This is a genomic window from Lelliottia sp., assembly GCF_045627565.1.
Taxonomy (GTDB): Bacteria; Pseudomonadota; Gammaproteobacteria; order Enterobacterales; family Enterobacteriaceae; genus Enterobacter.
Genome location: NZ_JAZQNX010000023.1, coordinates 107,193 through 133,130, shown reverse-complemented (window position 1 = coordinate 133,130; position 25,938 = coordinate 107,193). Strand labels below are relative to the sequence as shown.

General features: G+C 51.0%; 23 protein-coding genes. 11 read left to right on the top strand and 12 right to left on the bottom strand.

What is annotated here, in order from left to right:
- Positions 1–12 precede the first annotated feature (12 nt).
- The 7 genes from ACKI5T_RS12885 (at position 13) to patD (ending at position 7,388) form a co-directional block, all read left to right on the top strand.
- Positions 13–201, top strand: a complete 189-nt coding sequence (locus tag ACKI5T_RS12885; protein ID WP_235133335.1) for a cold-shock protein — start codon at positions 13–15, stop codon at positions 199–201.
- 124 nt (positions 202–325) lie between these two features.
- Positions 326–1,735 carry a PLP-dependent aminotransferase family protein gene (locus tag ACKI5T_RS12880; protein ID WP_407437921.1) on the top strand — a complete coding sequence of 470 codons (1,410 nt, stop codon included), beginning with the start codon at positions 326–328 and terminating at the stop codon, positions 1,733–1,735.
- A 285-nt stretch (positions 1,736–2,020) separates the two neighbouring features.
- On the top strand, positions 2,021–3,166 hold the full coding sequence (gene ydcS / locus ACKI5T_RS12875) for a putative ABC transporter substrate-binding protein YdcS (RefSeq protein WP_012017518.1): 1,146 nt from the start codon (positions 2,021–2,023) through the stop codon (positions 3,164–3,166).
- Positions 3,167–3,183: 17 nt separating this feature from the next.
- Complete coding sequence (locus ACKI5T_RS12870; protein WP_407437919.1) at positions 3,184–4,197, top strand: ABC transporter ATP-binding protein; 1,014 nt, start codon at positions 3,184–3,186, stop codon at positions 4,195–4,197.
- Between the two features lie 7 nt (positions 4,198–4,204).
- Positions 4,205–5,143, top strand: a complete 939-nt coding sequence (locus ACKI5T_RS12865; RefSeq protein WP_407437977.1) for an ABC transporter permease — start codon at positions 4,205–4,207, stop codon at positions 5,141–5,143.
- The gene (locus tag ACKI5T_RS12860; protein ID WP_012017515.1) at positions 5,133–5,939 is read left to right on the top strand and encodes an ABC transporter permease; all 807 of its coding nucleotides are present in this window, start codon (positions 5,133–5,135) and stop codon (positions 5,937–5,939) included. The genes ACKI5T_RS12865 and ACKI5T_RS12860 overlap by 11 nt, the downstream gene beginning before the upstream one ends.
- Positions 5,940–5,963: 24 nt before the next feature.
- Positions 5,964–7,388: an aminobutyraldehyde dehydrogenase gene (patD, locus tag ACKI5T_RS12855; RefSeq protein WP_407437917.1), complete on the top strand. Its 1,425-nt coding sequence runs from the start codon at positions 5,964–5,966 to the stop codon at positions 7,386–7,388.
- Positions 7,389–7,461: 73 nt separating this feature from the next.
- Here patD and ACKI5T_RS12850 read toward each other — a convergent pair whose 3' ends face one another.
- The 5 genes from ACKI5T_RS12850 to ACKI5T_RS12830 all read right to left on the bottom strand — a co-directional run bounded on the left by ACKI5T_RS12850 (position 7,462) and on the right by ACKI5T_RS12830 (position 11,363).
- Entirely contained in the window at positions 7,462–8,619 is a 1,158-nt protein-coding gene (locus ACKI5T_RS12850) for a DHHW family protein (RefSeq protein WP_407437915.1), read from the bottom strand.
- Between the two features lie 8 nt (positions 8,620–8,627).
- Positions 8,628–10,109 carry an MBOAT family O-acyltransferase gene (locus ACKI5T_RS12845; protein WP_407437913.1) on the bottom strand — a complete coding sequence of 494 codons (1,482 nt, stop codon included), beginning with the start codon at positions 10,107–10,109 and terminating at the stop codon, positions 8,628–8,630.
- 358 nt (positions 10,110–10,467) lie between these two features.
- Complete coding sequence (locus tag ACKI5T_RS12840; protein WP_012017513.1) at positions 10,468–10,650, bottom strand: DUF1869 domain-containing protein; 183 nt, start codon at positions 10,648–10,650, stop codon at positions 10,468–10,470.
- A 4-nt stretch (positions 10,651–10,654) separates the two neighbouring features.
- On the bottom strand, positions 10,655–11,008 hold the full coding sequence (locus tag ACKI5T_RS12835) for a DUF1971 domain-containing protein (RefSeq protein ID WP_407437911.1): 354 nt from the start codon (positions 11,006–11,008) through the stop codon (positions 10,655–10,657).
- A 28-nt stretch (positions 11,009–11,036) separates the two neighbouring features.
- Positions 11,037–11,363: a DUF1971 domain-containing protein gene (locus ACKI5T_RS12830; protein ID WP_407437909.1), complete on the bottom strand. Its 327-nt coding sequence runs from the start codon at positions 11,361–11,363 to the stop codon at positions 11,037–11,039.
- Between the two features lie 335 nt (positions 11,364–11,698).
- On the opposite strand from ACKI5T_RS12830, the gene ACKI5T_RS12825 reads away from it, so the two are divergent.
- The 4 genes from ACKI5T_RS12825 (at position 11,699) to ACKI5T_RS12810 (ending at position 16,619) form a co-directional block, all read left to right on the top strand.
- Positions 11,699–11,872: a GhoT/OrtT family toxin gene (locus ACKI5T_RS12825; protein WP_071818741.1), complete on the top strand. Its 174-nt coding sequence runs from the start codon at positions 11,699–11,701 to the stop codon at positions 11,870–11,872.
- Positions 11,873–12,239: 367 nt separating this feature from the next.
- Positions 12,240–13,889, top strand: coding sequence for a methyl-accepting chemotaxis protein (locus ACKI5T_RS12820; RefSeq protein WP_407437907.1), 1,650 nt, complete (start codon positions 12,240–12,242; stop codon positions 13,887–13,889).
- Between the two features lie 357 nt (positions 13,890–14,246).
- Positions 14,247–14,921, top strand: a complete 675-nt coding sequence (locus ACKI5T_RS12815) for a hypothetical protein (protein WP_407437906.1) — start codon at positions 14,247–14,249, stop codon at positions 14,919–14,921.
- 315 nt (positions 14,922–15,236) lie between these two features.
- Positions 15,237–16,619: a glycoside hydrolase family 28 protein gene (locus tag ACKI5T_RS12810; RefSeq protein WP_407437905.1), complete on the top strand. Its 1,383-nt coding sequence runs from the start codon at positions 15,237–15,239 to the stop codon at positions 16,617–16,619.
- Positions 16,620–16,681: 62 nt separating this feature from the next.
- On the opposite strand, the gene ACKI5T_RS12805 is transcribed toward ACKI5T_RS12810, so the two are convergent.
- The 7 genes from ACKI5T_RS12805 to ACKI5T_RS12775 form a co-directional block, all read right to left on the bottom strand.
- A complete protein-coding gene (locus tag ACKI5T_RS12805) occupies positions 16,682–17,449 on the bottom strand; it encodes a hypothetical protein (RefSeq protein WP_012017504.1) in 768 nt (255 codons plus the stop codon).
- Between the two features lies 1 nt (position 17,450).
- Positions 17,451–17,648 carry a hypothetical protein gene (locus tag ACKI5T_RS12800; protein ID WP_407437904.1) on the bottom strand — a complete coding sequence of 66 codons (198 nt, stop codon included), beginning with the start codon at positions 17,646–17,648 and terminating at the stop codon, positions 17,451–17,453.
- Positions 17,649–17,892: 244 nt separating this feature from the next.
- The gene (locus ACKI5T_RS12795) at positions 17,893–18,924 is read right to left on the bottom strand and encodes a methionine synthase (RefSeq protein WP_407437903.1); all 1,032 of its coding nucleotides are present in this window, start codon (positions 18,922–18,924) and stop codon (positions 17,893–17,895) included.
- Between the two features lie 28 nt (positions 18,925–18,952).
- Complete coding sequence (locus ACKI5T_RS12790) at positions 18,953–19,936, bottom strand: DUF1852 domain-containing protein (protein ID WP_407437902.1); 984 nt, start codon at positions 19,934–19,936, stop codon at positions 18,953–18,955.
- A 367-nt stretch (positions 19,937–20,303) separates the two neighbouring features.
- A complete protein-coding gene (locus tag ACKI5T_RS12785; RefSeq protein WP_407437901.1) occupies positions 20,304–20,768 on the bottom strand; it encodes a RidA family protein in 465 nt (154 codons plus the stop codon).
- 17 nt (positions 20,769–20,785) lie between these two features.
- A complete protein-coding gene (locus ACKI5T_RS12780) occupies positions 20,786–22,960 on the bottom strand; it encodes a virulence factor SrfC family protein (protein WP_407437900.1) in 2,175 nt (724 codons plus the stop codon).
- A complete protein-coding gene (locus ACKI5T_RS12775) occupies positions 22,957–25,938 on the bottom strand; it encodes a virulence factor SrfB (RefSeq protein ID WP_407437899.1) in 2,982 nt (993 codons plus the stop codon). The genes ACKI5T_RS12780 and ACKI5T_RS12775 overlap by 4 nt, the downstream gene beginning before the upstream one ends.

Genomic DNA, 25,938 nt, shown 5'->3' with positions numbered 1-25,938 from the left:
CAGGAGAATCATATGATTTCTTATATCCATTTCCGTTGCCCGTGCTGTCACGGCTCCCAATACCGCACGTCAATTTTTGATGTGTCAGAAAAAAATCCACATGGCGCGAAATGCATTTTCTGCAAATCGTCTATGGTGACGTTGGATCATTTAGCTGCGGCGATGCATATCCAACAACCGTCACTGGATTATCGCAAGTAATAAAACGCTTAACGTATTCGATCATGAAGTCGTTTCAGAACCGTCTGTAGATAACTATAACAGTTCATAAAATCTGCCTTTTTTCTCCTGCTGATATACTATGGTGTGCAGCGAGGAGAGACCGATGAAAAAATACCAGCGCCTGGCGCAGCAAATCATTTCGCAAATCGAACTTGGCGTGTGGTTGCCGGGAGACAAACTACCGTCGTTGCGTGAGCAAGTTGCCAGCAGCGGCATGAGTTTCATGACCGTGGGTCATGCGTATCAAACGCTGGAAAGCCAGGGGCGAATCGTTGCTCGCCCGCAGTCGGGGTACTACGTTGCCCCGCGGCCCGTTAAGCAGCAGCCTGCGCCTCCGGCGCAGGTGATGCGCGATGAAGTCGTTGACATCAACACCTATATTTTTGATGTCCTTCAGGCCAGTCGCGACCCTTCCGTTTTACCCTTTGCTTCTGCCTTTCCCGAGCCTAGGCTTTTTCCGCTTCAGCAGCTCAATCGATCGCTTGCCAACGTCAGCAAAACCGCGACGGCAATGAGCGTGATTGAAAATCTGCCGCCGGGCAATGTCGATCTGCGCCATGCCATTGCGCGCCGATATGCCCAGCAGGGCATGAATATTTCCCCTGAAGAGATCGTCATCACCGCCGGGGCGCTGGAAGCGCTCAATCTGAGTTTGCAAGCCGTGACTGAGCCGGGCGACTGGGTGATCGTTGAAAACCCCTGTTTCTATGGCGCGCTTCAGGCGCTTGAACGCCTCAAGCTGAAAGCGCTGTCGATTGCCACTGACGTGCGTGAGGGAATTGATCTCAACGCGCTGGAACAGGCGCTAAACGATTATCCCGTAAAGGCCTGCTGGCTGATGACGAACTGTCAAAATCCGCTCGGCTTCACGCTCAGTGCGCAGAAAAAATCCCAGCTTGTTGAGCTGCTAACGAAGCACAACGTTACGCTGATTGAGGATGACGTTTACAGCGAACTCTACTTTGGCCGTGAAAAACCGCTGCCCGCGAAGGCGTGGGATCGCCATGATATGACGCTGCACTGTTCGTCGTTCTCCAAATGCCTGGTGGCGGGATTTCGTATCGGCTGGGTGGCGGCAGGGAAACATGCGCGTCGCATTCAGCAGTTGCAACTGATGAGTACGCTTTCGACCAGTTCGCCGATGCAGCTTGCACTGGTGGATTATCTTGCCACCAAACGTTACGACGCTCATCTCCGTCGCCTGCGGCGCACGCTTGCCGAGCGCAAACAACAGGCGTGGCAATCGCTTTTGCGCCATATGCCTGCCGACGTCAAAATTCATCACAACGACAGCGGCTATTTTTTGTGGCTGGAATTGCCTGCGCCATTAGACGCGGGAAAATTAAGCGAGCAGGCGCTGGCGCACCATATCAGCATTGCCCCGGGCAAAATGTTCTCAACCTCAGATACCTGGACACCCTTTTTCCGTTTTAATACGTCCTGGGAATGGGGCGAGCGCGAAGAACACGCCGTCATCCAGATGGCACACTTAATTCACGGCATGCTGAAATAACCCCCAGATCGTATTTCTTAACCTCCCCGCTGAAATAAACAATTCTTATCCTGTGGCAGGCGTTGGGTTTATTCCCAGCGTCTGTCATAGGAAATCTGCATACCGTCACCCGCCGCTAACTCCTTGTCTATAATCCAGTTAACAGGGAATGCGCCCTCGGTCACAACCTGATGAAATTTCCCAAGGCCTGCGGGTGCAGCGCATTGGCGCGGTCTACGTTTATGAAGGGAGATAATTTTACGGCACGGCTGCCGCCAAATTTTCATTGCGACAGGAGTAATACGAATGAGCAAAAAATTTGCCCGCAGCAGCCTGTGCGCGCTCGGCATGACCATTATGACCGCGCAAGCCGCAGAGCCGCCGAAAGAAATCGGCAAAGGCGAAGGAAGACTGGATATTATCGCCTGGCCGGGGTACATCGAACGCGGCCAGACGGATAAAAACTACGACTGGGTCACGCAGTTCGAAAAAGAGACCGGTTGTGCGGTGAACGTGAAAACGGCCGCGACCTCCGATGAAATGGTCAGTCTGATGGCAAAGGGCGGTTATGACCTGGTCACGGCCTCCGGCGACGCCTCCTTGCGCCTGATAATGGGTAAACGCGTTCAGCCGATTAATCCCGATTTGATCCCCAACTGGAAAACGCTCGATCCACGCATCGTCAAAGGTGAATGGTTTAACGTCGACGGGAAAGTCTACGGCACGCCGTATCAGTGGGGCCCGAATCTGCTGATGTACAACACCAAAACCTTCCCGACACCGCCTGATAGCTGGGCTGTTGTCTTTAAAGAGCAAAATCTCCCGGACGGAAAGTCCAACAAAGGGCGCGTGCAGGCGTATGACGGGCCGATTTACATCGCCGATGCGGCGCTGTTTGTGAAAGCGACGCAGCCAGAATTAGGCATTACTGACCCCTACCAGCTCACCGAAGCACAATACACGGCGGTACTGAAAGTGCTGCGCGATCAGCACGCGCTGATTCACCGCTACTGGCACGACACCACCGTACAGATGAGCGACTTCAAAAACGAGGGTGTTGTGGCGTCGAGCGCGTGGCCGTATCAGGCCAACGCCCTGAAAGCGGACAATCAGCCCGTGGCGACCGTTTTTCCGAAAGAGGGCGTCACCGGCTGGGCGGACACCACTATGCTACACGCGCAGGCTAAACATCCGATGTGCGCCTACAAGTGGATGAACTGGTCGCTCACGCCAAAATTGCAGGGTGATCTGGCCGCATGGTTTGGGTCTCTACCTGTTGTGGCCGAAGGCTGTAAGGCCAGCACATTGCTGGGTGATAAAGGCTGCGAAACCAACGGTTATAACTATTTCGACAAAATCATGTTCTGGAAAACGCCGATCGCGGAAGGCGGAAAATTCGTTCCGTACAGCCGCTGGACGCAAGATTACATCGCCATTATGGGTGGCCGTTAATCGCCCAGGAGCAGAACATGACGTACGCAGTAGAGTTTAGCGATGTGTCCCGTTTTTACGGTGATGTGCGGGCGGTGGACGGTGTCACCATCGGCATTCGTGACGGCGAGTTCTTTTCTATGCTGGGGCCTTCGGGCTCCGGCAAAACCACCTGCTTGCGGCTGATTGCCGGTTTTGAACAGCTCAGCGGCGGGGCGATCAAAATCTTTGGCAAAGAGGCAAGCGAACTCCCGCCGTGGGAACGTGACGTGAACACGGTGTTTCAGGATTACGCGCTATTCCCGCATATGTCGATAATCGAAAACGTCGCTTATGGCTTGATGGTGAAAGGCGTCGATAAAAAGCAGCGTCAGGTTCAGGCTCGCGAGGCGCTTGAAAAGGTCGGTTTAGGCTTTGCCGAAAAACGCAAACCCTCTCAACTCTCTGGCGGCCAGCGTCAGCGCGTGGCGATTGCGCGTGCGCTGGTGAATGAACCCCGCGTGCTTTTGCTTGATGAACCGCTCGGCGCGCTGGATTTGAAACTGCGCGAGCAAATGCAATTTGAGCTGAAGAAACTGCAGCAGGAGCTGGGGATCACCTTTATCTTCGTGACCCACGATCAGGGCGAAGCGCTGTCGATGTCCGATCGCGTTGCCGTGTTCAATAACGGGCGCATTGAACAGGTCGATACCCCACGTGAACTGTATATGCGTCCGCGCACGCCGTTTGTTGCCAGTTTCGTTGGCACTTCTAATGTTTTTGATAGCGCGGTTGCGCGCCAGATTTGCGGCATGGACGGCATGTACTCGCTGCGCCCGGAACATATTCGCCTGAATGAGAGCGGCGAAGTTCAGGTTCAGGGCATCGTGCAGGCGGTGCAGTATCAGGGGGCGGCAACCCGTTTTGAGCTGCGCCTGTCGGATGGTGCAAAACTGCTGGTGAGTCAGGCAAACTTGAGCGGGGCTGATTTGCCTTCAGGTTTTGAGCCTGGCCAACCGGTGCAGGCATCCTGGTCGCGTGAGGCGATGGTGCCGCTGCAAGAGGAACGGTGAGATGGATATGAGCGCATCGCACCTCCGCTCTTCTCGCGGTCCCGTTAGCCACATGACCGCGCTGCTGTGGCGCAAACCGTCGCTCGGCCTGTTTTTACTGCTGCTTGGTCCGCTGATGTGGTTCGGCATCGTGTATATGGGATCGTTGCTGACGCTGTTGTGGCAGGGATTTTATACCTTCGACGATTTCACCATGTCGGTGACGCCGGATCTCACCTTTGCAAATATTCTGGCGCTTTTTAACCCCGCCAACTACGACATTATTCTGCGTACCTTGCTGATGGCGATTGCCGTCACGATTGCCAGCGCGATTCTGGCGTTCCCGATGGCGTGGTACATGGCGCGTTACACTCGCGGAAAATGGAAAGCGTTTTTTTATATCGCCGTCATGCTGCCGATGTGGGCGAGTTATATCGTGAAAGCCTATGCGTGGACATTGCTGCTGGCAAAAGATGGCGTCGCGCAGTGGTTCCTTGGGTATATGGGACTCGAGCCGGTACTGATGTCAGTGCTGACGCTGCCAGCCATTGGCGGAAACACCCTTTCAACATCCGGACTTGGGCGATTTCTGGTGTTCGTCTATATCTGGCTGCCATTTATGATCCTGCCGGTGCAAGCGGCGCTGGAGCGTTTGCCGCCCTCGCTCTTGCAAGCCTCCGCCGATCTGGGCGCGCGGCCCCGTCAGACTTTCCGTTATGTGGTTCTGCCTCTCGCAATCCCGGGTATTGCTGCGGGCTCGATTTTTACCTTCTCGCTGACCCTCGGCGATTTTATCGTTCCGCAACTCGTTGGCCCACCGGGGTACTTCATCGGCAACATGGTTTATTCCCAGCAGGGCGCGATTGGCAATATGCCCATGGCGGCCGCGTTCACCTTAGTGCCGATTGTCCTTATCTCACTGTATCTGGCGTTTGTGAAACGTCTGGGAGCATTCGATGCACTCTGAACGCGCGCCATTGTTCCTGAAAATAGCCACCTGGGGCGGAGTGATCTTTTTGCACTTTCCGCTGCTGATTATAGCCATCTATGCTTTCAACACCGAAGATGCCGCGTTCAGCTTCCCGCCAAAAGGGTTGACGTTGAAATGGTTTAGCGTGGCGGCATCGCGGGGAGATATCATTGAATCGGTGACGTTGTCACTTCAAATTGCGGCGTTATCTACGGCCATTGCGCTGGTGCTGGGTACGCTGGCGGCGGCAGCACTGTGGCGCAGTGAGTTTTTCGGTAAAAACGCCATCTCGCTGCTGCTGTTATTGCCGATTGCGCTGCCGGGGATTATCACCGGGCTGGCGTTGTTGACGGCATTTAAAACCATCAATCTGGAGCCTGGATTTTTCACCATTGTCACCGGTCATGCCACCTTCTGTGTGGTGGTGGTATTCAACAACGTGATTGCACGTTTCCGGCGCACCTCCTGGAGCCTGGTGGAAGCGTCAATGGACTTGGGCGCGGACGGCTGGCAAACCTTTCGCTACGTGGTGATGCCCAATTTGGGCTCGGCGCTGCTGGCCGGGGGCATGCTGGCCTTTGCGCTGTCGTTCGATGAAATTATCGTCACGACCTTTACGGCGGGACACGAACGCACGCTGCCGCTGTGGCTGCTAAATCAACTCAGCCGCCCGCGCGATGTGCCCGTCACCAATGTGGTTGCGCTTTTGGTCATGCTGGTGACAACCATTCCAATTTTGGGAGCCTGGTGGCTAACCCGCGACGGCGAAAATGTCGCCGAGAGCGGAAAATAACTTCGATTTCAACAGGACAAGACTATGCAAAATCAACTGCTGATTAATGGTGAACTGGTCAATGGAGAAGGCGAAAAACAGCCTGTCTATAATCCTGCCACGGGCGAAGTGCTGCTGGAGATCGCCGAGGCGTCTGCGGCTCAGGTTGATGCCGCCGTCAGGGCTGCCGATCGTGCCTTTTCCGAATGGGGGTACACAACGCCTAAGGCGCGTGCTGAATGCCTTTTGAAGCTTGCTGACGTGATTGAAGAACATGCCGAAACCTTTGCGCGTCTGGAGTCGCAGAATTGCGGTAAGCCGCTGCACTGTGTCATCAGTGATGAAATCCCAGCCGTGGTGGATGTATTCCGTTTCTTCGCGGGTGCCGCGCGTTGTCTGAACGGACTGGCAGCGGGGGAATATCTGGAAGGGCATACCTCGATGATTCGTCGCGATCCGGTGGGGGTGGTGGCCTCTATCGCCCCCTGGAACTATCCGCTGATGATGGCCGCGTGGAAACTGGCCCCGGCGCTTGCGGCGGGCAACTGTGTCGTCATCAAGCCCTCTGAAATCACGCCGCTGACTGCGTTGAAACTGGCGGAACTGGCCAAAGACATTTTCCCGGCAGGCGTGTTAAACGTGCTGTTCGGACGCGGTAAAACCGTTGGTGATCCGCTCACCGGGCATGAAAAAGTGCGCATGGTTTCGCTGACCGGCTCGATTACCACCGGGGAACACATCATCAACCACACGGCGTCTTCCATCAAACGCACGCATATGGAGCTGGGCGGCAAAGCACCAGTGATCGTGTTTGATGATGCGGACATCGATGCCGTGGTCGATGGCGTTCGCACCTTTGGCTTTTACAACGCGGGCCAGGATTGCACCGCCGCATGTCGTATTTACGCGCAGAAAGGCATTTATCCGCAGTTAGTCGCAAAACTGGGCGCTGCGGTGGCCACACTGAAAACCGGTGCGCCAGAGGATGAGTCGACCGAACTGGGGCCGTTAAGCTCAGCAGCGCACCTGGAGCGCGTCTGTAAAGCCGTTGATGAGGCGAAAGCGCTAGGTCACGTCCACGTGGTGACGGGTGGCAATAAAGTCGAGGGCGGGGGGTATTTCTTCGAGCCAACGCTATTGGCCGGAGCGAAACAGGAAGATGCGATTGTTCAGCGTGAAGTATTCGGTCCGGTAGTGAGCATGACCGAGTTCGACGATGAAGAGCAGGTTTTGGACTGGGCGAATGACTCGCAATATGGGCTGGCGTCGTCAGTCTGGACTCAGGATGTCGGGCGCGCGCATCGCATGAGTGCTCGTCTGCAATACGGCTGCACCTGGGTGAATACCCATTTTATGCTGGTCAGCGAAATGCCGCACGGCGGGATGAAACTCTCGGGGTATGGCAAGGATATGTCGGTGTATGGCCTTGAAGATTATACCGTTGTCCGTCACGTGATGATCAAACACTAGACGTTTTAGGTGGCTGCAATGTTGACTTATTGAAGCCACCTTAAGTAGATATAAAGAGTATTGATAGTGCCGTTTACCCTTTACAGGACAACTGTTTTTGCTCTAAAACCACGCTATTCTTTTCGGGATAATTACCGAAGAACGTTGATAGCGAGTTTCGCTCTACCACTGTTACTATAACTAAATCTGGCTTGAATTCACGAATCACTCTCTTAAGCTGGCAGGGGTCTTCTAAGACTTCCTTGTAGTGTTTTTGCATAATTGTAGAGAATGTTGCATTCATATAAGGATAAAGTGCCATGCCAAAAGAATCTCTTAACCATAGTACTTTTTTATTATTAAGCGCGTTCGAGGAATTTATGATCAGCTCATGCGTCATATTCTCTTGACGGTCAGAGAGGTCACTATCCCTGATAGTTTTACCTACCCAGTCAGTAATATGCAGCTTTGAGTTCGGCTTTATTTCAACTGCAACTTCAGTATCTTTAATAAAAGGAGAAATTCGTAAGAAACGACTTAAGTCACCACCATTTCTCTCATTATAGTTAAAGTGTATGTTGCTATACTCCACCCACTTTAAAGACGGATCTGCCATGCTAATTTTATTCTTTAATGCCTGATAGCCATACCATGCACCTAATTCATTCCAGTGTGTATCAGTCTTATAATACAGAGGAGTCGGTGAAGAGTTCTTATGCGAGATAATTAACTCACTGAGGTCGGCAAGTGTTTTATCATCTTTTGCTTGATGTAACAGGTAATTGATATTTGGACTTGTATTGGCTTTTGCGGCCCACTCAGGCATCATTTCGCGATAAATAGTGTGCGAATTCGGCGCTACGCTAACAAAATATCCAATGCCACCTTGTTCCTTAATCATCTGGTCCCAGCGACTCCTTGCGTTTGCGAACCCCTCTATTTTTTTGCGTTTAAAAGGTTTTTGGCCTCTTAATTCTGAAATTACATAGGCATGGCGGTCGCCAAGAAACAACCATCCATCTTTTCCAATCATTGTATTCTCAGGAGAGATGGAAAGGCCAAGCCTGTAATAGATATATCCAAGGTACGGAAGAGTAAAATCCATATTGAATAAATTAGACCGATTGAACCATGATATGCCTTGTTGACTCAAGTCTTTAGGGCCTCTAATGTCATTTGAAATGTTGACAATAGGTGCTATAGACAAGCCTATAAACGATGCAAGTAAAAAAATGTTAATGTACTTTTTCATCGTTTTCCTCAGAAGTTAAAGTACAGGAATACTGTGCTTGTGGATTGGATAGTCGCAAACATTGCAATGATAAAAAGAACTGTCATCCAAATCGTTTTTGCAACATATGAACCTTTGATAATTGTTAACTCGTAGGCATTTTTAAAGGAAGTCATAATGAAAGCAAATGATATAAGTATCAGACAGATAAAGTTTTCTACAACAGGTACAGGTAGATAATTCGCAAGCGTATCACCGAGTGTCCCGCTCCATTCGATCATCGTTGTAGGCGCTTGTATCATTGTCATTGCGTTTAACGAGCCAAAATCAATCATTCCGGACAGTATTTTCTTTGCATCACCAAGAGAGTGAGCACGGAAAAACACCCATGTGATGTTCACAAAAATGAATGTTATCAGCCAGGCTAAGGGTGAGGGCATATTGCACCCAAGTTTTTTCCAACAGCGGTGAATAACTAAAGCACCTCCGTGCAATGCTCCCCAAATAACAAACATCCAACTTGCTCCATGCCAGAGACCGCCCAGAACAAACGTCACAAAAAGATTTATATGCACACGCACATTAGAACAGCGGTTACCACCTAGCGGTATGTATATATAGTCACGGAGATAACGTCCGAGAGTAATATGCCACCTCCTCCAGAAATCCTGTATATCAAGGGATTTATAGGGCGAATTGAAGTTTAGGGGCAGCCATATGTTAAAGAGAAGTGCTGCGCCAATAGCCATATCGCAGTAGCCGCTGAAGTCGAAATAAAGTTGAAACGTATATGATAAACTCGTGACCCATGAACTAACAAAATCATGCTGTGCACCGGGAGCAAAACCAGCATCTGCATAGATTGCGAAATTATCAGCAATGATAACTTTCTTAAATAATCCAATACTAAAGATGAATAAACCCATAAATACGTTTTTATAACGAATGGCCCAGGTCCATTTTGACCTGAACTGAGTCATCATTTCTTTGTGGTGAAGTATAGGTCCAGCAATTAGGTGTGGGAAGAAAGTTACGAAAAGAGCATAGTTTATAAAATCGTACTCCTGGACTTGTCCACGATAGCTATCAACGAGGAAAGCAATCTGCGTAAAAGTATAGAAACTAATTCCAAGAGGAAGTATGATGTTTCTAAAGGTTAATTCTATCTCTGTTAGACTATTTATATTTTCAATGAAAAAGTTTGTATACTTATAATAACCCAGGAAAGCCAGGTTAATACTAATGGCAATACCTAACAGTGTACCTCTCGAGATACCAAGGCGAATACCCTTTGTGAATGGAGAAACAGCACCACCAATCATAAAATTAAAGAAAATTGAGCCAAGAAGTAGTGGGAGATAACTGACATCCCAGTAACCATAGAAAAAAAGACTACATGCAACAAGCCAGCACTTTCCTGCAGAAATTAGCCTGCGATTATTAAGGAAAAAATACCCCATAAAAGAGATAGGTAAAAATATAAATATGAATATCGATGAGCTAAACAGCATCGTGTGACCCCGTTGTCCCGTGAGGTAATCTGAACAAAATCAGTAAAATTTTAAAGGGAACGACTATAGCACTATCTTAAAGCCTGATCGAGACTGACGTTTAAGTTGCTGTTTATTTATACAGATTTTCATTGTGATAGATTGTGTACTGCAATCCGTATAATCGACAGCAAGTAATAATCAACTCTAGTGACAGAAGTAGCCTTAACAGAAATAGATACCCAAAGGCCAAAGAGAGATGAATTCGCACTGCAAGGGTTTTGGATAAGATTGTTGCAAGCGGAATACTGATGATGTTGTTAAGGGTTGTGAAAGATTTAGCATGCGCCGGATGATGTTATGTCATCCGGCGATTCTCCTACCAACCGCACACGTCGTGCTCGTTTTCAGTGTCGTAACCGCGAACGGTATTCACTAAATCCTTCACCACGTCTGCTGCGACATCCGGAATCAAAAGCTCCATCGGGGCTTGCGTCTCATAATCCACCGATACGCCGTTGCTGTTATTGGTGACGGTGACGGTATACGTTGCTTTGCCCATAGTGTTACCCCTTATGTGTGTTTACGACTTTACCCAGCCCTGCGCCTTGAAGGTTTGCCTGCGGGTCGGCGAAGAAATCAATACTGAAGCAGGTATCGTCGGTCAGAAGCTCAATGCGGTGCCATTTTTCTGGCGGCGAAATACCAAATGAACCCGCTTCAATGACGAGTTCCAGATCGGGTTCGGTTGCGTCGGCATCCGGAAAGCCGAAATATTTCACCGCACCCTGCATCACCGACAGGCGGCCATAAACGCCTGCTTTCGTGTTGTGATGGGTGAAAAGGGCATTTGGCGCAGAATCTTTATTCCAGAAGGGCGTCGCGCGGGTGTGGACAAAATTTTCAGGAATACGAAGCATAGGTGTTTCCTTATAAGCGTTCAGAAGTTCAAAGAGATTTCAAAACCTCGGGTTCGACAAAAAAATCGACGCTGAAGACGGTATCGTCACTCATCAATTCAATGTGATGCCATTTCTCGGGGGGAAAGACACCGAAGTGACCGGCTTCAATGATGAGTTCGCTGTCAGGGTTTGGGGTAACGTCGTCAGCGTAGCCCAGATAACGCACCGCGCCCTTGCTCACTGATAAACGGGGATAAACGCCCGGACGCGTACCTTGATCAAGATGGCGCTGGAAAATGCCAGCAGGGGCGGTGTCTTTGTTCCAGAACGGTGTGGAACGGGTATGAATACAACTCTGCGGAATGCGTAGCATATTAACTCCCTCTAGATCCTGGGACTATTACAGCATGACCCTGACGAAGCCACTTTGCAAAAGATGCACTTATTATACAACTTTAAAGGGGTAGAAAGAGGGGGAGCCATTCCTTCTTTAAATGACGGTACAAACACCCTTCCTGATTGTCGGGTTCGCTGAGAAGCGTTTGGGTTCATGCCGTAAGGGGGAAATAAACACCCGGAAGATGTAATGCAAATTACTCTATTGTTATTATCCATAAAGTTATAGGGGATAATCTTTAACATTAAAACTTGATCTGTATCAACATATAACGCATATTGCGCGCGGTTATTTTAGATAAGGTGCACAAAATGACGTTGTATCAAAAAATGTTGGTCTTTTACGGAGTCATGGCGGCACTGTGCGCGCTCATCACCTGGTTTTTGTCTAAAGACCGTAAGCGGATTCGTTTTCTGAGCGCTGTCCTGGTCGGTTCTACCTGGCCTATGAGTTTCCCCGTCGCGTTGCTGATCTCCCTTTTCTAAACACGCTTTCACGTTTTTACGCCGACACCTCAGACTCGTTAAGTGCTGTCCGGCGCAGTGCTTCGTGGTGTCACGCCTGAAATAATCTATTCGTGACGATAATATGTCCAAACACCCTTATCTTTAGTGATCTCTTCGTGTGATCCCTTCAAGGCTACGCGAAAATTCCATTATCCCTGCGCAGGCCAGAGATTTAGTCTCTATAGCCTCGACGTTTATTTTGTTAATTTCAGCCGATTTTGATTTAGTGCTGAAGAAAAACCTATTTCCTCCGATATTAACGTAAGGCTTTCTAATGATTTGTCGACATTAAGCGTACCTCTTAATTTCCAGGATGATCATTAGAGTTATTATAAAAGGGAGAGTTATGAAAATTAGCAACATGCGTGTTGGAACCCGCCTGAGTGTAGGTTTTTTTCTTGTATTATTTATGATGCTCATCATGGGGATGATTTCATGGCAATTAACGCAGTCGAACAGCACTAGCGTTAATACTATGATCTATCAGGATTTACAGAAGGAACGACTGGTACAAGAATGGATTAACCTGGTTGACCGAAATAGCGGAAATACCATCGCCGCGATGGCAACGCAGGACCCGAAATTGCGAGAGCAAATTCTCAATAATATTAAAAACGACACTGCAAGAACCTCGGAAGTGCAATCCACCCTCAAGCCGCTTTTGCGATTTGAAAAAGGGAAAGCTTTTTTCAGCGCCATTCAGGAGACGCGAGCGAAATATCTTGTCCTGCGTAAAGAGGGGCTAGAGATGGCAGAGCAGGGAAAATATGAAAATATGAGTGAATTCATATCTACCCGATTTATGCCCGTTACGCAGGAATATAACAAGACTCTGCGCTCGCTTCTTGAACTGCAAAACCAGATTATCAACGACACCCACGACAGTATTAAGAAAGCGTCGAATCTCACCGAGCTGGTGATTGTGTTGTCAGTTCTCTTCGGAATTGTATTGGGATCGTTAATCGCCTGGTATATCACTCGCAGTATTACGCGCCCGCTGAAGGAAGCCGTGACGGTAGCCAGCCGGGCAGCGCAGGGTGATCTGACGACAGACGTTAAGGTTCACTCAACGGATGAGCTGGGTCAGCTGATGAGCGCACTGAAAGAGATGGTGTCTGAGCTGGGATCAACGGTCCTTCAGGTAAGACACGGAGCAGAAAGTATCTCTGTTGCGGCGGATCAAATTGATGCGGGTAACCAGGATCTGGCTTCTCGTACAGAAGAACAGGCGGCTGGCGTGGTCGAAACGGCTGCGACGCTTGAGCAGTTAACGTCCACCATCAAGAGTACGGCTGACAACGTCCGTCGTGTTAATGAGTTGTTCACGGAAACTGGACAGGTTGTCAAAATCAACAGCGATCGTATGCATGACGTTTCAGCGGCCATGGAAGAGATTCATAAAGGTGCTGAAAAGATGGGCGATATCATTGCCGTTATTGAAGGCATCGCTTTCCAGACCAATATTCTGGCGTTGAACGCAGCCGTTGAGGCCGCCAGGGCAGGGGAACAGGGGCGTGGATTTGCCGTCGTGGCCGGAGAGGTCAGAACGCTGGCGCAAAGAAGCTCGGCTTCAGCCAAAGAAATCCGCGACATCATCAGCGCCTCCGTCAGCAAAATTGCCGATGGTCGTGGGCTGGTTTCACAGGCCGATAACGGTATGCAGGAGATCGTTGATACGGTCTCAAGCGTCCATACCTTAGTGGATGAAATTGCGCGTGCCAGCCACGAACAGAGCGAGGGTATCACCCAGATCAACATCACAATGGGCCAGATTGATACCACGACGCAGCAGAACGCCTCTTTGGTTGAGGAATCCTCGGCTGCAAGTGGCTCGCTAAAAGAACAGGCGCGCATCCTGATCGAAAGTATTCGGGTCTTTGTGCTGCGGGATTCAGAAGTGAATATCGCACCTCTGCGCACTCAGGTTTCGCCAGCGGTGATACCAGGCAAACCGGCAGCGCCGCGCGGTTCCGAAAAGGACTGGCAGGCGTTCTAACCGTGTTGTGATCTAAAAAGCAGAAGGGCCGCGAATGCGGCCCTTAACGTATAAACCCGCGCTTAAATTTTCAAGGGATCTATAACGATTCGCAGGCCGGGTAACACGTTGCTTTTTTTATGGGCCGCACTTTAGAAGAAGTCAGCAATGGTGGTAAATGACAGCGAACGTGTGCGTGCATTCATTCTTAATACCCACACACTTCAGCCCTGGCAAAATGCTAATTTACATTAAGGTCATTAATTTCCCTTAAAAAATAATCAATAAGGGTAAAGGTTTTTCTAATTTGTCCGTAATAACAGAGGAGACCCTACCTTGGGTATTGTTATTTATTAATAAAAGGGATTTAAACGAACGATGAACAAATTACTCATAGCGGGCGCGATGTCTTTAGCTTTTCTTACCGGCTGCGCGGGAAAAGTCAACTCACACAACGTTCAGGCCGCTAACGGCAGTACGCTGGATGTCGCCACGATCTTTACACCAGTGGACATGAACAACAATCGTTACGCGGACCTAAAGCTGCGTGAAGTATCACCGGCACATTCTGGGTCAGGTATGGGATTAGCGATATTAAGTGTCGCGCTGGGTGGGGGAATCAACACGAGCTCATTTGATAAGGATAACTATAAAGGCTCGTCCGTTGATTCCATGCCAGAACCAACATCGCGTTATTTAGGGCCGAAAGCGGAAAGCCAAATCAAGACCTGGCTTGAGAAAAATGGTAACGGATATGCTTACAAACAGCCGCTGTTTATTGCAGCCGCTCAGTGGTCACTCGTCTATACCGATATGTCGGCCAGCAATTCCAACTACGATTTAACCTACCGCGTGAAGTTCTATAAACGTCCGGAAGGCGGGAACATGTTGAGTGCATATGTCGTTTCAGAATGTTCCCCAGCGCGGGCAACAGCGCCGCTGAGCGACTGGAAAGCCAATAACTACGCGAAAGTCGCACAGGAAACGCAAAAGATGATGGATGCGTGCCTGCTTGAACTGGAAAATCAGCTGCCACGCTTGTTGAAACAATAGTTATGAGTCAGCCTGTCATTTTTCTCCGGCAGGCTGTTTCCCCTTCGCGTCTATCACTTCGAAAAGAGACAAATGGGGCCGGCTCTCTCCATTTTCTGATCTGCAGAGAAATGTCTTACTTATGGTTTTTTGCTCGCAACTCGGTGGCGAATAACCTTCAAAAATCGCCATCCTTCATACATCCGCCCAAAAATGCGTCACTATTTTCAGGCAAATTAACAACATGCCGCAAACCGTGATCGGCACACTCTATAAAAAGAAACGGCGGTGCTAGTTTTACAAAACTATAAACCAAAATGATGAAAGGATATCGTTATGTCCACTCGTACTCTCCCTCTGTGGGTCGCGGCGGCGGCTGTCGGCATATTACCTTTTCACCTCGCGCAGGCAGCGAGTTCAGTAAAGTTTCCGGATAAAATTTGTAATATCACGCAATACGGAGCTGAAGGCCATCGCCTGCAAATTGCGCTGAATACCGAGGCCATTCAAAAAGCCATTGATGATTGCGCTGCCGCGGGCGGCGGGACCGTTCTGGTGCCGAAGGGCAATTTCTTAACCAATCCGCTGTTTCTGAAAAACAACATTCAGCTGAAGTTGGAAAAAGACGCCACGCTGGTGGCTTCAACCGAAGTCGCTGCATATCGTGCAGATGAGAAATCGAAATATGCCGAAGCGGAAAACGGCTGGCTGCCGTTTATCAGTATCGCAGACGCGCAAAACGTCGCTATCGTCGGTGAAGGAACCATCGACGGCCAGGGCGCTGTGTGGTGGGAGCGCTGGAGAGAAAACATCCGCGCGACCGGTAAAAAAGGCGGTACCGACCGTCCACGGCTGATTTACATCACGCGTTCACATAACATTCTGATCGACGGCGTCACATTAACCCATTCGCCAAGCTTCCACGTTGTGACTCGCTATGCACACAATGTTGATATCAACGGTACGCGAATTCTTTCTCCATGGCATGCGCCAAATACGGACGCCATTGATCCTATCGACAGTCAGAATATTCGCATCACTAATAACTATATCGATTGCAATGACGATCATATCGCCATCAAAGCTGAAAAAGCCGATCCCCGTTTCCCGGATGGCGTGGTGGATAACATCTATATTGCCAATAATACCTTGAAACAAGGCCGCGGAATTTCCATTGGCAGTGAAAGTGCAGGCGGCGTGAATAACGTGCTAGTGGAAAACAATACCTTTGAAGGATCGATGTACGGCATCCGAATTAAAAGTCCGCGCGGGAAGGGCGGTGAGGTGAAAAATATTGTGTATCGCAACACCAAAATGCACAACGTCGAAGTGCCCCTGGTCTTCTCCGCCTATTATAAAGCCGCACCTATTGTTGAAGCTGAAGTTGAAAAATTGCTTCAGGAGGGCGGTTTTACGCTCGGCGAACAAATTTATCCGCCAGACAGCGATCCAAAACAGCCCTTCGACAAATATAAAACGCCGCACTTCAGTAATATCACCGTGGAGAATTTAACCTCTACTGGCGATAGCAAAGCGGCCGCCTATATCATTGGTACGCCGGAAGCCCCGCTCAGCGGTTTCCACTTTACGAATGTCAATATTGAGGCCGCCCAGGGACTGCGCATTCGTCATGCCGAACTGGAAACCAAAGGGCTTAATCTGAGCGTAAAAGAAGGGCCGAAGATCAAGAAAGATGCTGGCGCTATCGTTCAAGAATAACGTTCAGTAAAAGGAAGACTGTACGCTAACCGTGCGCTGCGTGCAGTCTGTCCTGCTCACCATCACACCGTGTCAGGCCGCTGTTCCATGTCCAGCGCGCTTGCGCTGGCGGGATCAAACAGCGAAAGGCTTTCAATTTGATCCAGCATAATTACCCTACGGAACGCCATTGCGCTTCTGGGTTCTGAATCGAGTGTAATGTCATGTTCGGCGTACCACTTGCTATAGTTGTGCTCAATACGCATATCCATTTTCTTGCCATCACGATAGCCGCTGAGCATCGGGATCAGTACGATATTCGCCGTCTTTTCATATTCCAGCGTCGCGGTATGTATCATCCCGATATAAATCCGCCGCGATTTAAGCGTCACCATCGCCAGTTCGCCTTCTTCCATACATTGATAAAGCAGCTGTTCGATGCCGCTCGAACGCGCCAGGCGTTTATACAACTGTTTCCTGCCTTCGCCGTCCAGCCGGGCGCTGCCAGCCCAGTTGGAGCGATAGAGACAAAAAATGATCGCAAAAGCCAACATGAGGATCACCGGAGCCTGAATACCCAAAAAGCTCCAGTTCATAAAATCAATTTGCCAGTTAGCATAGTGCTGCGAGGTAAAATGGAACCGATTATCGGCGAAAGAGAGCCCAAGCAGCAGCAACCAGAGCAGCCCGGTGGCGATCACGCCCTGCAACACGAAAATACAGCCATACAGCGCGACAAGAAAATAGACATCCCAACCGAAGGAGCGCTTGATTTTAAAACGGGTGGAGAGATCGCGGCTGGTATACCAATATCCGCAGACCATTAGCACCATAAATATTGCCGTTCCCATATTAAGCCCTCTTCAGAGCATTAACGTGGCGCAGGAAGTCTTGCCGCACCTCTTTGCTCTTGAAGTTAACCGAGGCATTTCCATCCTGGTCAATAATAATACGGTCACCGTCCTCAACGGCTTCAATAATCTCCTGCTGACTCATCACCTGCAGTAACGACTCTGGGCTGGAGAAAACCGACATAAATAAGCGTTTCATCGCCTGGCATCCTTATAAACAAAAAGGATAAGCTTGGTCGACTCATGCTGGTGTCGCCATAAGGTAATCCTGAAAATCCATATTTTATTGGAACTGATGGAGGAGATCGAATGGTTGGTCCGGGAAAGGGGAATTGTCCGCTGTTGCTTTTGGCCGATGTTATTCGATACGTGGCGTGAGGGCAAAAGCGGACATAATTCAACGAGTTTGTGAAAAAACGTCGTGTTAGCAATCTCTCGAGACGTTATTTCGTCGCGAGTTCTTTGCGGATAATTTCAGCACCAGCACTCAGTGCATTGAGTTTGCCGTTGGCAACCTGACGAGAGAGGGGCGCCATACCGCAGTTAGTCGAAGGATAGAGTTTGTCGGCATCAACAAACTGAAGGGCTTTTCGTAACGTACTGGCCACTTCCTCTGGCGTCTCAATGGTATTGGTCGCCACGTCGATGGCACCGACCATCACTTTTTTACCGCGAATCAGCTCAAGCAGATCCATAGGAACGTGTGAATTGTGGCATTCCAGTGAAATGATATCGATATTCGAGGTTTGCAGTTTTGGGAAAGCCTCTTCGTACTGTCGCCACTCAGATCCCAGCGTCTTTTTCCAGTCGGTATTGGCCTTGATGCCGTATCCGTAGCAGATATGGACAGCCGTTTCGCACTTAAGGCCTTCGATGGCGCGTTCTAACGCCGCAATTCCCCAGTCATTCACCTCGTCAAAGAACACATTGAAGGCGGGTTCATCAAACTGGATAATATCGACACCCGCAGCCTCTAATTCTCTGGCTTCCTGGTTGAGAATTTTGGCAAATTCCCAGGCCAGTTTTTCGCGGCTTTTATAGTGATTATCATAAAGCGTATCGATCATCGTCATCGGCCCAGGCAGCGCCCATTTGATCGGTTGCGTGGTGAGCTGACGCAAATATTTGGCATCTTCAACAAACACGGGCTTCTGGCGAGCAACGGCACCGACGACTGTTGGAACGCTGGCATCATAACGATTGCGGATTTTAACGACCTCGCGTTTCTCAAAATCCACACCGCTGAGATGCTCGATAAAGGTCGTGACAAAGTGTTGGCGGGTTTGCTCGCCATCACTGACGATATCGATACCGGCCCGCAGCTGATCGTCCAGAGATAAACGTAGAGCGTCCTGTTTTCCTGCGATTAATTCTTCATTTTCCAGTTTCCACGGAGACCACAGGGTTTCCGGTTGAGCAAGCCAGGACGGTTTAGGTAAACTGCCAGCCGTCGATGTTGGGAGCAATGTTTTCATAACAGGTGACCTTTTTATTTTTAATTCATTAAAGCGCGCAAGGAGCAGAAAATTTCTCAAGTATATTTTTATAGGGTTTGATGAAATGCGTTTCAGTAAATTTCCCCTGCTCAATCGCTAACTGGCTGCGTTCTTCCCGATCGTAAACAATTTTGGTTAATGAATGATCCTGATTATTCAGGTTAGGCTGATAATATTGCCCAGCGACCGAGTTAGCATTGTAAATTTCAGGGCGATAGATTTTCTGGAATGTCTCCATAGTGCTGATGGTGCCGATCAGTTCAATAAACGTATAGTCATTCAGCAGATCACCGGAGAAAAAGAAGGCCAACGGCGCAGCGCTGTTTGGCGGCATAAAGTAGCGAACCTGCAAACCCATCTTTTTGAAATACTCTTCAGTCAGCGAAGAGCCATTTTGCGCATATTCAAAGCCCAAAACAGGATGCTCGTTTCCGGTACGCTCATAGCTGTTTTTATTCGAAACGCTCAGGCAGATCACTGGAGGCTTGCTGAAGTTGGCTTTGTATTCGATTGAATTTGCGAAATATTTGAAGATGTTGCCATGCAAATCACCAAAATTAGCAGGAATGGTAAACTCAGCTTGATCTTTATTGTGATCCAACAGCACCACGCTAAAGTCATAATCACGCACGTAGGAAGAGAAATTATTACCGACAATCCCTTCAATACGCTGATGCGTTTTCTTATCCAGAATATTGGTTTTCAGTATTTCAATAGCAGGGAAGGGAGTGCGATTACCATCAACATCAATATTCATCTCAACGGTGATGATGTCGAGTTCGACAGAATAACGATCGCCTTTAGGGTTATCCCAATGCGCTAATGTGTTGAAGCGATTGTCAATCATCGCCAATGTATTGCGTAAGTTCTCCTGACGGTTTTGGCCGCGCGCCAGATTTGCAAAGTTAGTGGTAATACGCGTATTTTCTGACGGGTTATAATTCTCATCGAAGCGACTGTGCTTAATTGTGAATGTGAAATTTTTATTCATAGTAATCTCGCTTCCAGAGTGCTGACGTAAAAACTGACTTTATCGCTGGATGTTCCAGTATTTGGAGAATCAGTCTTCATGTTGCCAATTCGTTAACATTGCCTCTTTTATGCCAGAGCCAATGAGTGAGGGGAAGCGACTAAATTTCACGACAACATGAGCTATCTTCATGATCGCAGTCACGCGCAAATTTTGTCATGTTAAAGCGGTTTAAACCCACGCGGCGTCCAGCAGGAATCAGTGGGGAGGGCAGGCTTGCAGTAAGCGGTGAAACAGAGCGTAAGAAATTTCACCCTTTATCAAGATGAAAAAATGAAACACCAAACAGCATAGAGGGGCGATGAACAAACGGAAGGAATGAGGCCCCTTACAGAGCCTCAGTCAAAGCAATTTTCAAGGGTGATGACTGCCTGACGGCAACAACCATCTCCAGTTCAATGGGCGCGCCGCGCGGCAGCTCGGCGACGCCAACGGAGGTACGGGCATGTTGCCCCCGCACGCCAAGTCGTTCAACGAGCCGATCGGACGCGCCATTCATCACCTGCGACTGCTGAATAAATCCTGGCGCTGAGGCGATATACCCCACCACTTTCAACACCTGCACGATTTTATCATCGCCACCCACCGCCTGTGAGACTGCATCCAGGCACAAATCTGCGCAAAACGCGGCCGCTTCCTGAGCACTGGCGAGATCCACCTCAGCGCCGACCTTACCGGTGTACAGCAGCGTTTCTCCCCGGCGCGGCAACTGACCGCTCACGTACGCCAGACCCTCATGAATAATGACAGGGACGTAATTCCCCCCTGGCGTGTTTAGCGTATCTGTCATCATTCCTCCTGCGTCAGGCGCTATTTTACAATCGCCAGTAACGCTTTACGCGCTGCAGGCGTGATGTCGTGCGGATGTTGATACCCAATATTTTCAATTGCGCGCGTGTAGAGTGCGACCAGCCAATCATAGACATAAATCGTCGCAGCATGAACCGGTTGCTCGCCCAGGCGGGTGAGTCGTGGCGTTGTGTTGCTGACCACGGGCGTCACGAAAATAGCCTGACCTTTACGCACGCGGCTCGCCGGGCGAGACGACTCAGGGGTCTGCGCGTAACCGAGCCAGCCGATGAAATTCCCAATCGCTGCATGCAGCTGGGCGGCGCTGCTTTTATCCGCTTCGACAATGGTCTGCAGCATCTTCGGAAGATCCAGTCGGTAGCTGCTCAACACCAGCGTATCCGCTATCTGCGGCAGCACGTTGATGTCCAGGCCCAGTCTGCTGGCCGCCGCGTCGTTGCGACTCCACTGACGCAGATGATTGACCCAAACGCGATGCGCCAGACGCGCTTTATCTTTGGTCTGGTAAACATCACCAGCCTCACTGGCATTATCAGCAAACAGGTCGATAACGTCGGTGAAAAGCCCGTTAACCTGTTCTTCACGCGGCTGCTGAACGGCAAGCAGCGTTTCGAATGCTTTAAGCGGGGGCAGCAAGCCCTCCAGCAGTTCGCCGTGGCGCGCAGCGCTGTTCTGCAATGCGCGGACCATTGCTTCAGCCTGGGTGCGCTGTGCTTCCGGTTTTACTGTCGCAGGCGCGAGATAGCTCTGCATCAAGGCACGTCGTTCACGTTGCTGTGCTGTTTTCAAAGCCTGAAGCCGCGACTGACGCTGCGCGGGGAGCGTCGCCTGTATCAGCCATTCCACGACGCGCTGCATGCTGTGCGCATCAAGAGCCTGCAACGTCCCCCAACGCTGGCCCGGTTTTCCGAGCAGCTGTTGTACGGCTTCATCCAGATTTTGTTTGGTGGTGAAGCGCGCATCATGCGGAGTGATCGCCCAGACCAGCCCCGGCAGCGCAGACTCTTCACCCGCTTGCGTCTCTTTGACCCAGTTCAGCAGGGCTTTTGCCGTTTTGGCAGTCTGCTCGTGCTGTGCGGTCGCGTTGCAAATCACCAGCACATCCGGCTGCATCTGCTGGCGATAATGTTCCAGCAACCAGACATATTTTGCCTGCGCCAGCGGCGACAATTCGGTATCGGAAGGGGCAGGGATATCAATAATATCGACATTTTCCAGCACGCTGTTTTCTGCCGGGAGGACCAGTTCGCGGGACAAAAACGCCAGGACGTCGACGGGAATGCTGATGGCATTCAACATCTCGCCGTCGTTCAGCGGATGCAGCACGGCCTCCTGCGCTTCAGGAGAGGTGAACTCACCGCGCGTCAGGAACCCTTCGCTCGGCAGACCAAAATTATCAACCAAAAGACTCAACGGCGCGGCCAGTTCGCTGGCATGGCCGGTTTGATGCAGAACGTGCGCCAGCTTCAGCCACTGCTGCGTCAGTTCCTGTTGCTCACCCCATAACAGCGACCAGACGCTGGCGCGGGTGCTTAAATCAAGCGACGGAATGAGCTGCGCAAACTGGTGCCACAGGGCATCATCCATTTGCTGCTCTGATCCCGGCACGGTGCTTCGCCAGAATCGGGCAATGGCACCGACTTCTTGTGCCGTCATTCCCGGCACACCCTGCGGCTGACGCAGTGCGCGCCATTTTTCCACACGCGCCTCTATGACCGATTTCTCAACCGGACGAATCAACCCCAGTACGGTAGTGCGTGCAATGAAAAGCTGAACCAGCTCGGCTTCGGTCACCAGGCTCAAACGGATAGGGAAAGCATCATCCATCACCGCCGGTGTGAACGGAGTAAAGCGCACGGCCATATTGGTCAGCGCATGCCCCGGATTCAGGTGTGAAAAATAGTCAAAGGTACGTAAACCGGGCGCGACATCCAGTCGTCCGCTGCTGCTTCCACACAGCGCAACCAGCAGATGCGCTTTAGCGGCCTGAGAGTGGCCATACAATCCGATACTGCTGTGACCGGCGATAGCGCGGTCCAGCGCCTGTTCACGCGCTTGCACCGAGGTCAGTCGGGCCAGCAGCGCGTCGGCGTCATTATCCAGCATCGGGGCGTGCAGGCGCGTCTCATTGATCCACCCGATTAAGGCCTGAGTGGTGGCAGTCTTCGCTGTCATTTCAGATATACGCTCCCGCTGTCGATCCAGTAATGACTTCCGCTATGACGGCGGTCAGCCAGGGTATTCAGTTTAAAGGTTAATGCATCAGGCGGAACCGGAGTACCGTCCTGTAGCCAGGCATCGCTCAGCTCAAAGGCCTCCGGGCCTTCTTGTTTGGTTCCACCGGTCAATTTAAGGCGCACGTTCAATACACCGTCTCCCGCGATGGCTTTCGCCAGTTCCGCAGAGTTAATGCTCAGGGTATACAGCGGCGTGGCTGGCCAGCGCGCGTTTTCCAGCTGACGGAATCCCAGCGTCACGTTGCCGCGTAGCGGAAAATGCAGTTTGGTGTCGAGCTTCGCGCCAGGTTTGTCCAGATCGATATTCTGATACCAGACGTTTTCCTCGCGCAACGTATTGACCGTGTTGTCCAGTACCCCCAGATAACGCACGGTGGAATAAGCGCCAATATCGGCCGCTTTAAAATTAAAGCGCGGCAAACGCAGGTCGAGGGCTAGGCTGCACAGCATTGCCCCGACAGCCGCCGTTGATTTTGGATTGCCAATTCGGCCCTGCTGGCTGAACGGATACCACTCATGGACGCGGTATTTATCCAGCCAGACGATGCGATTCACCGGAACAGGTTGCAGGTGGCGAATTAACGCCTGCACGCCAGGCAGACAGCCAGGGCGTCCGGTAATCAGCAAAATATCGCAGGTATAATGCGAAATCGCTTCGCAAACGGCGTGCAACGGGGCGGCCAGCGTAAACTGACCGGCCAGCATCGCATCCTGCATTTCATGGAAATTCACGTGCAGCGGGACGGCAAACAGATCGAAGGCGGCAGAGCCTGCGGGCAGCGCATGATCAATGGCTTGTTGCAGATAGTTCATCACGTTGCGCGTCGGTTTTTGCGACAGCAGATCGCCGAAGGTGGCATGCAAACCCGCCAGCGGATCGTCGATATCACTGCTTTCCCAGGCCGCCAGAATGGCGTGGCCAATCGGCATAAACAGCTGCAACGCCGTTTGCTGGCGCAATACCGCCTGGGTATCAATGCGTCCGGAATCGCCAAACAGCGACGCCATCAGCAGGGACGCGTCGGCAATGCCGGATTTCTGCAACTGCGTTTGCAGCGCAGGCAGGACGTAGCGTTGAATCACATCCAGCAGCGTATCATCGCCCGCCACTTTAAAGCCTTCGCGGAACAACAGTTGCGGGGTGATTTTGACGTTATTGCCGGAGCCATCATCAAGCTGATAATGGGTGATCGCCATATCGGTTGTGCCGCCACCAATGTCAATCGAGGCAACACGCAGCGCACGGCCTGGCGATGCATTCGGTTCGGCTTCGCGATCCGGGCGGGCGAGAGAGGCAAAGAACGCTTCCGTCTGACCGCCGAAATGGGAAATGGCTTCGTTATAGAGCCACACCAGCTGTCCGCAACTCGCTTCGTCCCATTCCATCTGGATTTCCGGAACGGGAATCACGCTTTTATCCTGCTGTTTGCGGCTGGCAAAGTCTTCATCCTGCGGGTGCCAGCCCATCGCTTTCCAGACAATTGCGATGGCTTCAAACATACGGCGGCGGAATATTTCGCGCTCTTGTTTTGGCATGGCTGACGGCAGGGTGAGGATCAGCGTGCGGAGCTGTCGCGGCGAGGCCGGGAAGCCCAGACGCAAGCGCGTGGCAACGCTGTTGATCTGACCCAGCGCCTGCGCGAGTAATTCACACAGCATATGTGTCATCAGCGTGCTGCGGCTGTATTGCGGTGAAAAGACCGGTAAGCGTTCATCCTGAGGCAGGGTAAACAGCGGTTGCCCGTCATCGTTCATTAGGTTCATCAGCGGGAAGGCGGTCGCCAGCGGCTCGCGCTGGGTTTTGCTATTCATCTGGCTAAAGCGCCAGTCCTGAACCACCGGCGTTTCATCCCACAGATAGCGGCGCGGGCTGGAAATGCCGCTGTTGCCTTCGGTTCCCAGGCGTTGCATCGCCAGCTTGCGCGCTTCATCACCGACTCGGACGATCGAAGGCCAGACGAACGCGTCTTCACGTCCGCTTTCGACCGAGAAATGCTGCTTGCCGAAACGGGCTTCAGAAAATTCAAGACGGCTGGTAAACAGGGGCTCATTCAGGAACTGAGGTTCGCTTAACGAGCGCACCTGCAGTTCGGCTGTCTGGCGTAAACCGTCGTTGGCATCACCATGATCTTCAATGATCACGCCGCAGGTGTGGGTGTTGCCCACATCCAGAATCAAATCGACGGGGATCGCCGGTGTGCTGAGCGTGTGCGTGACGAATTTGACTTCCGGGACGGTGATTTGCTCGCCGAGCATGGTCATCAGGTTGAGCCAGTGGGCCTGATATTCAAAGCCGCGCATGGCCTGCTGCAGATCGCGATCCGAGCGGTTTTCTACGCCCGTAGCATAGCCGGTGAACGCTTCGCGCAACCAGCCGTCAATCCAGGTCTGATCGAGGAAATTCAGTACTTCCTCATCACGCCACGCCAGCGCGAAACGGGTGCCGTTGAGAATATCGTTCTCGACTGGCGACAATCCGTGGGTGGCGTGTTCAGCAATTTGACTGTCGAGCGCAAATGTCACACGGTGGGTGTTGCCTGCGCCGTCAGGGGTTTCCAGCTTACGCACCTGAACGCGCGCCCAGTTGTCCGGGCCGTCCACAAAGGTACGCGGCGGGTTAAAGCGTAAGAAAGGCACCGGCAACCAGACGCCGTCGAGCACCGTCAGTGACTGATGTAGCAGGATCGTGTTTTCCGGCTTCACCACTTCAGGATGACCACCACCCGCGCCTGGCAGGGTATAGCGGCCATTCACCAGATCGTAGTTCAGGCGTAGCAGGGGACCGTTGGCGGTTTTACGCACAAAACGCCCGTGGCTGGCTGAGTCCTGAGGCGTCAGGCCGAAATCGAGAAACTGTACGCCGCTGTTCGCAATCAGCGTGACGCTTTGTTTGTAGTCGCAAAGATTTACCAGCAT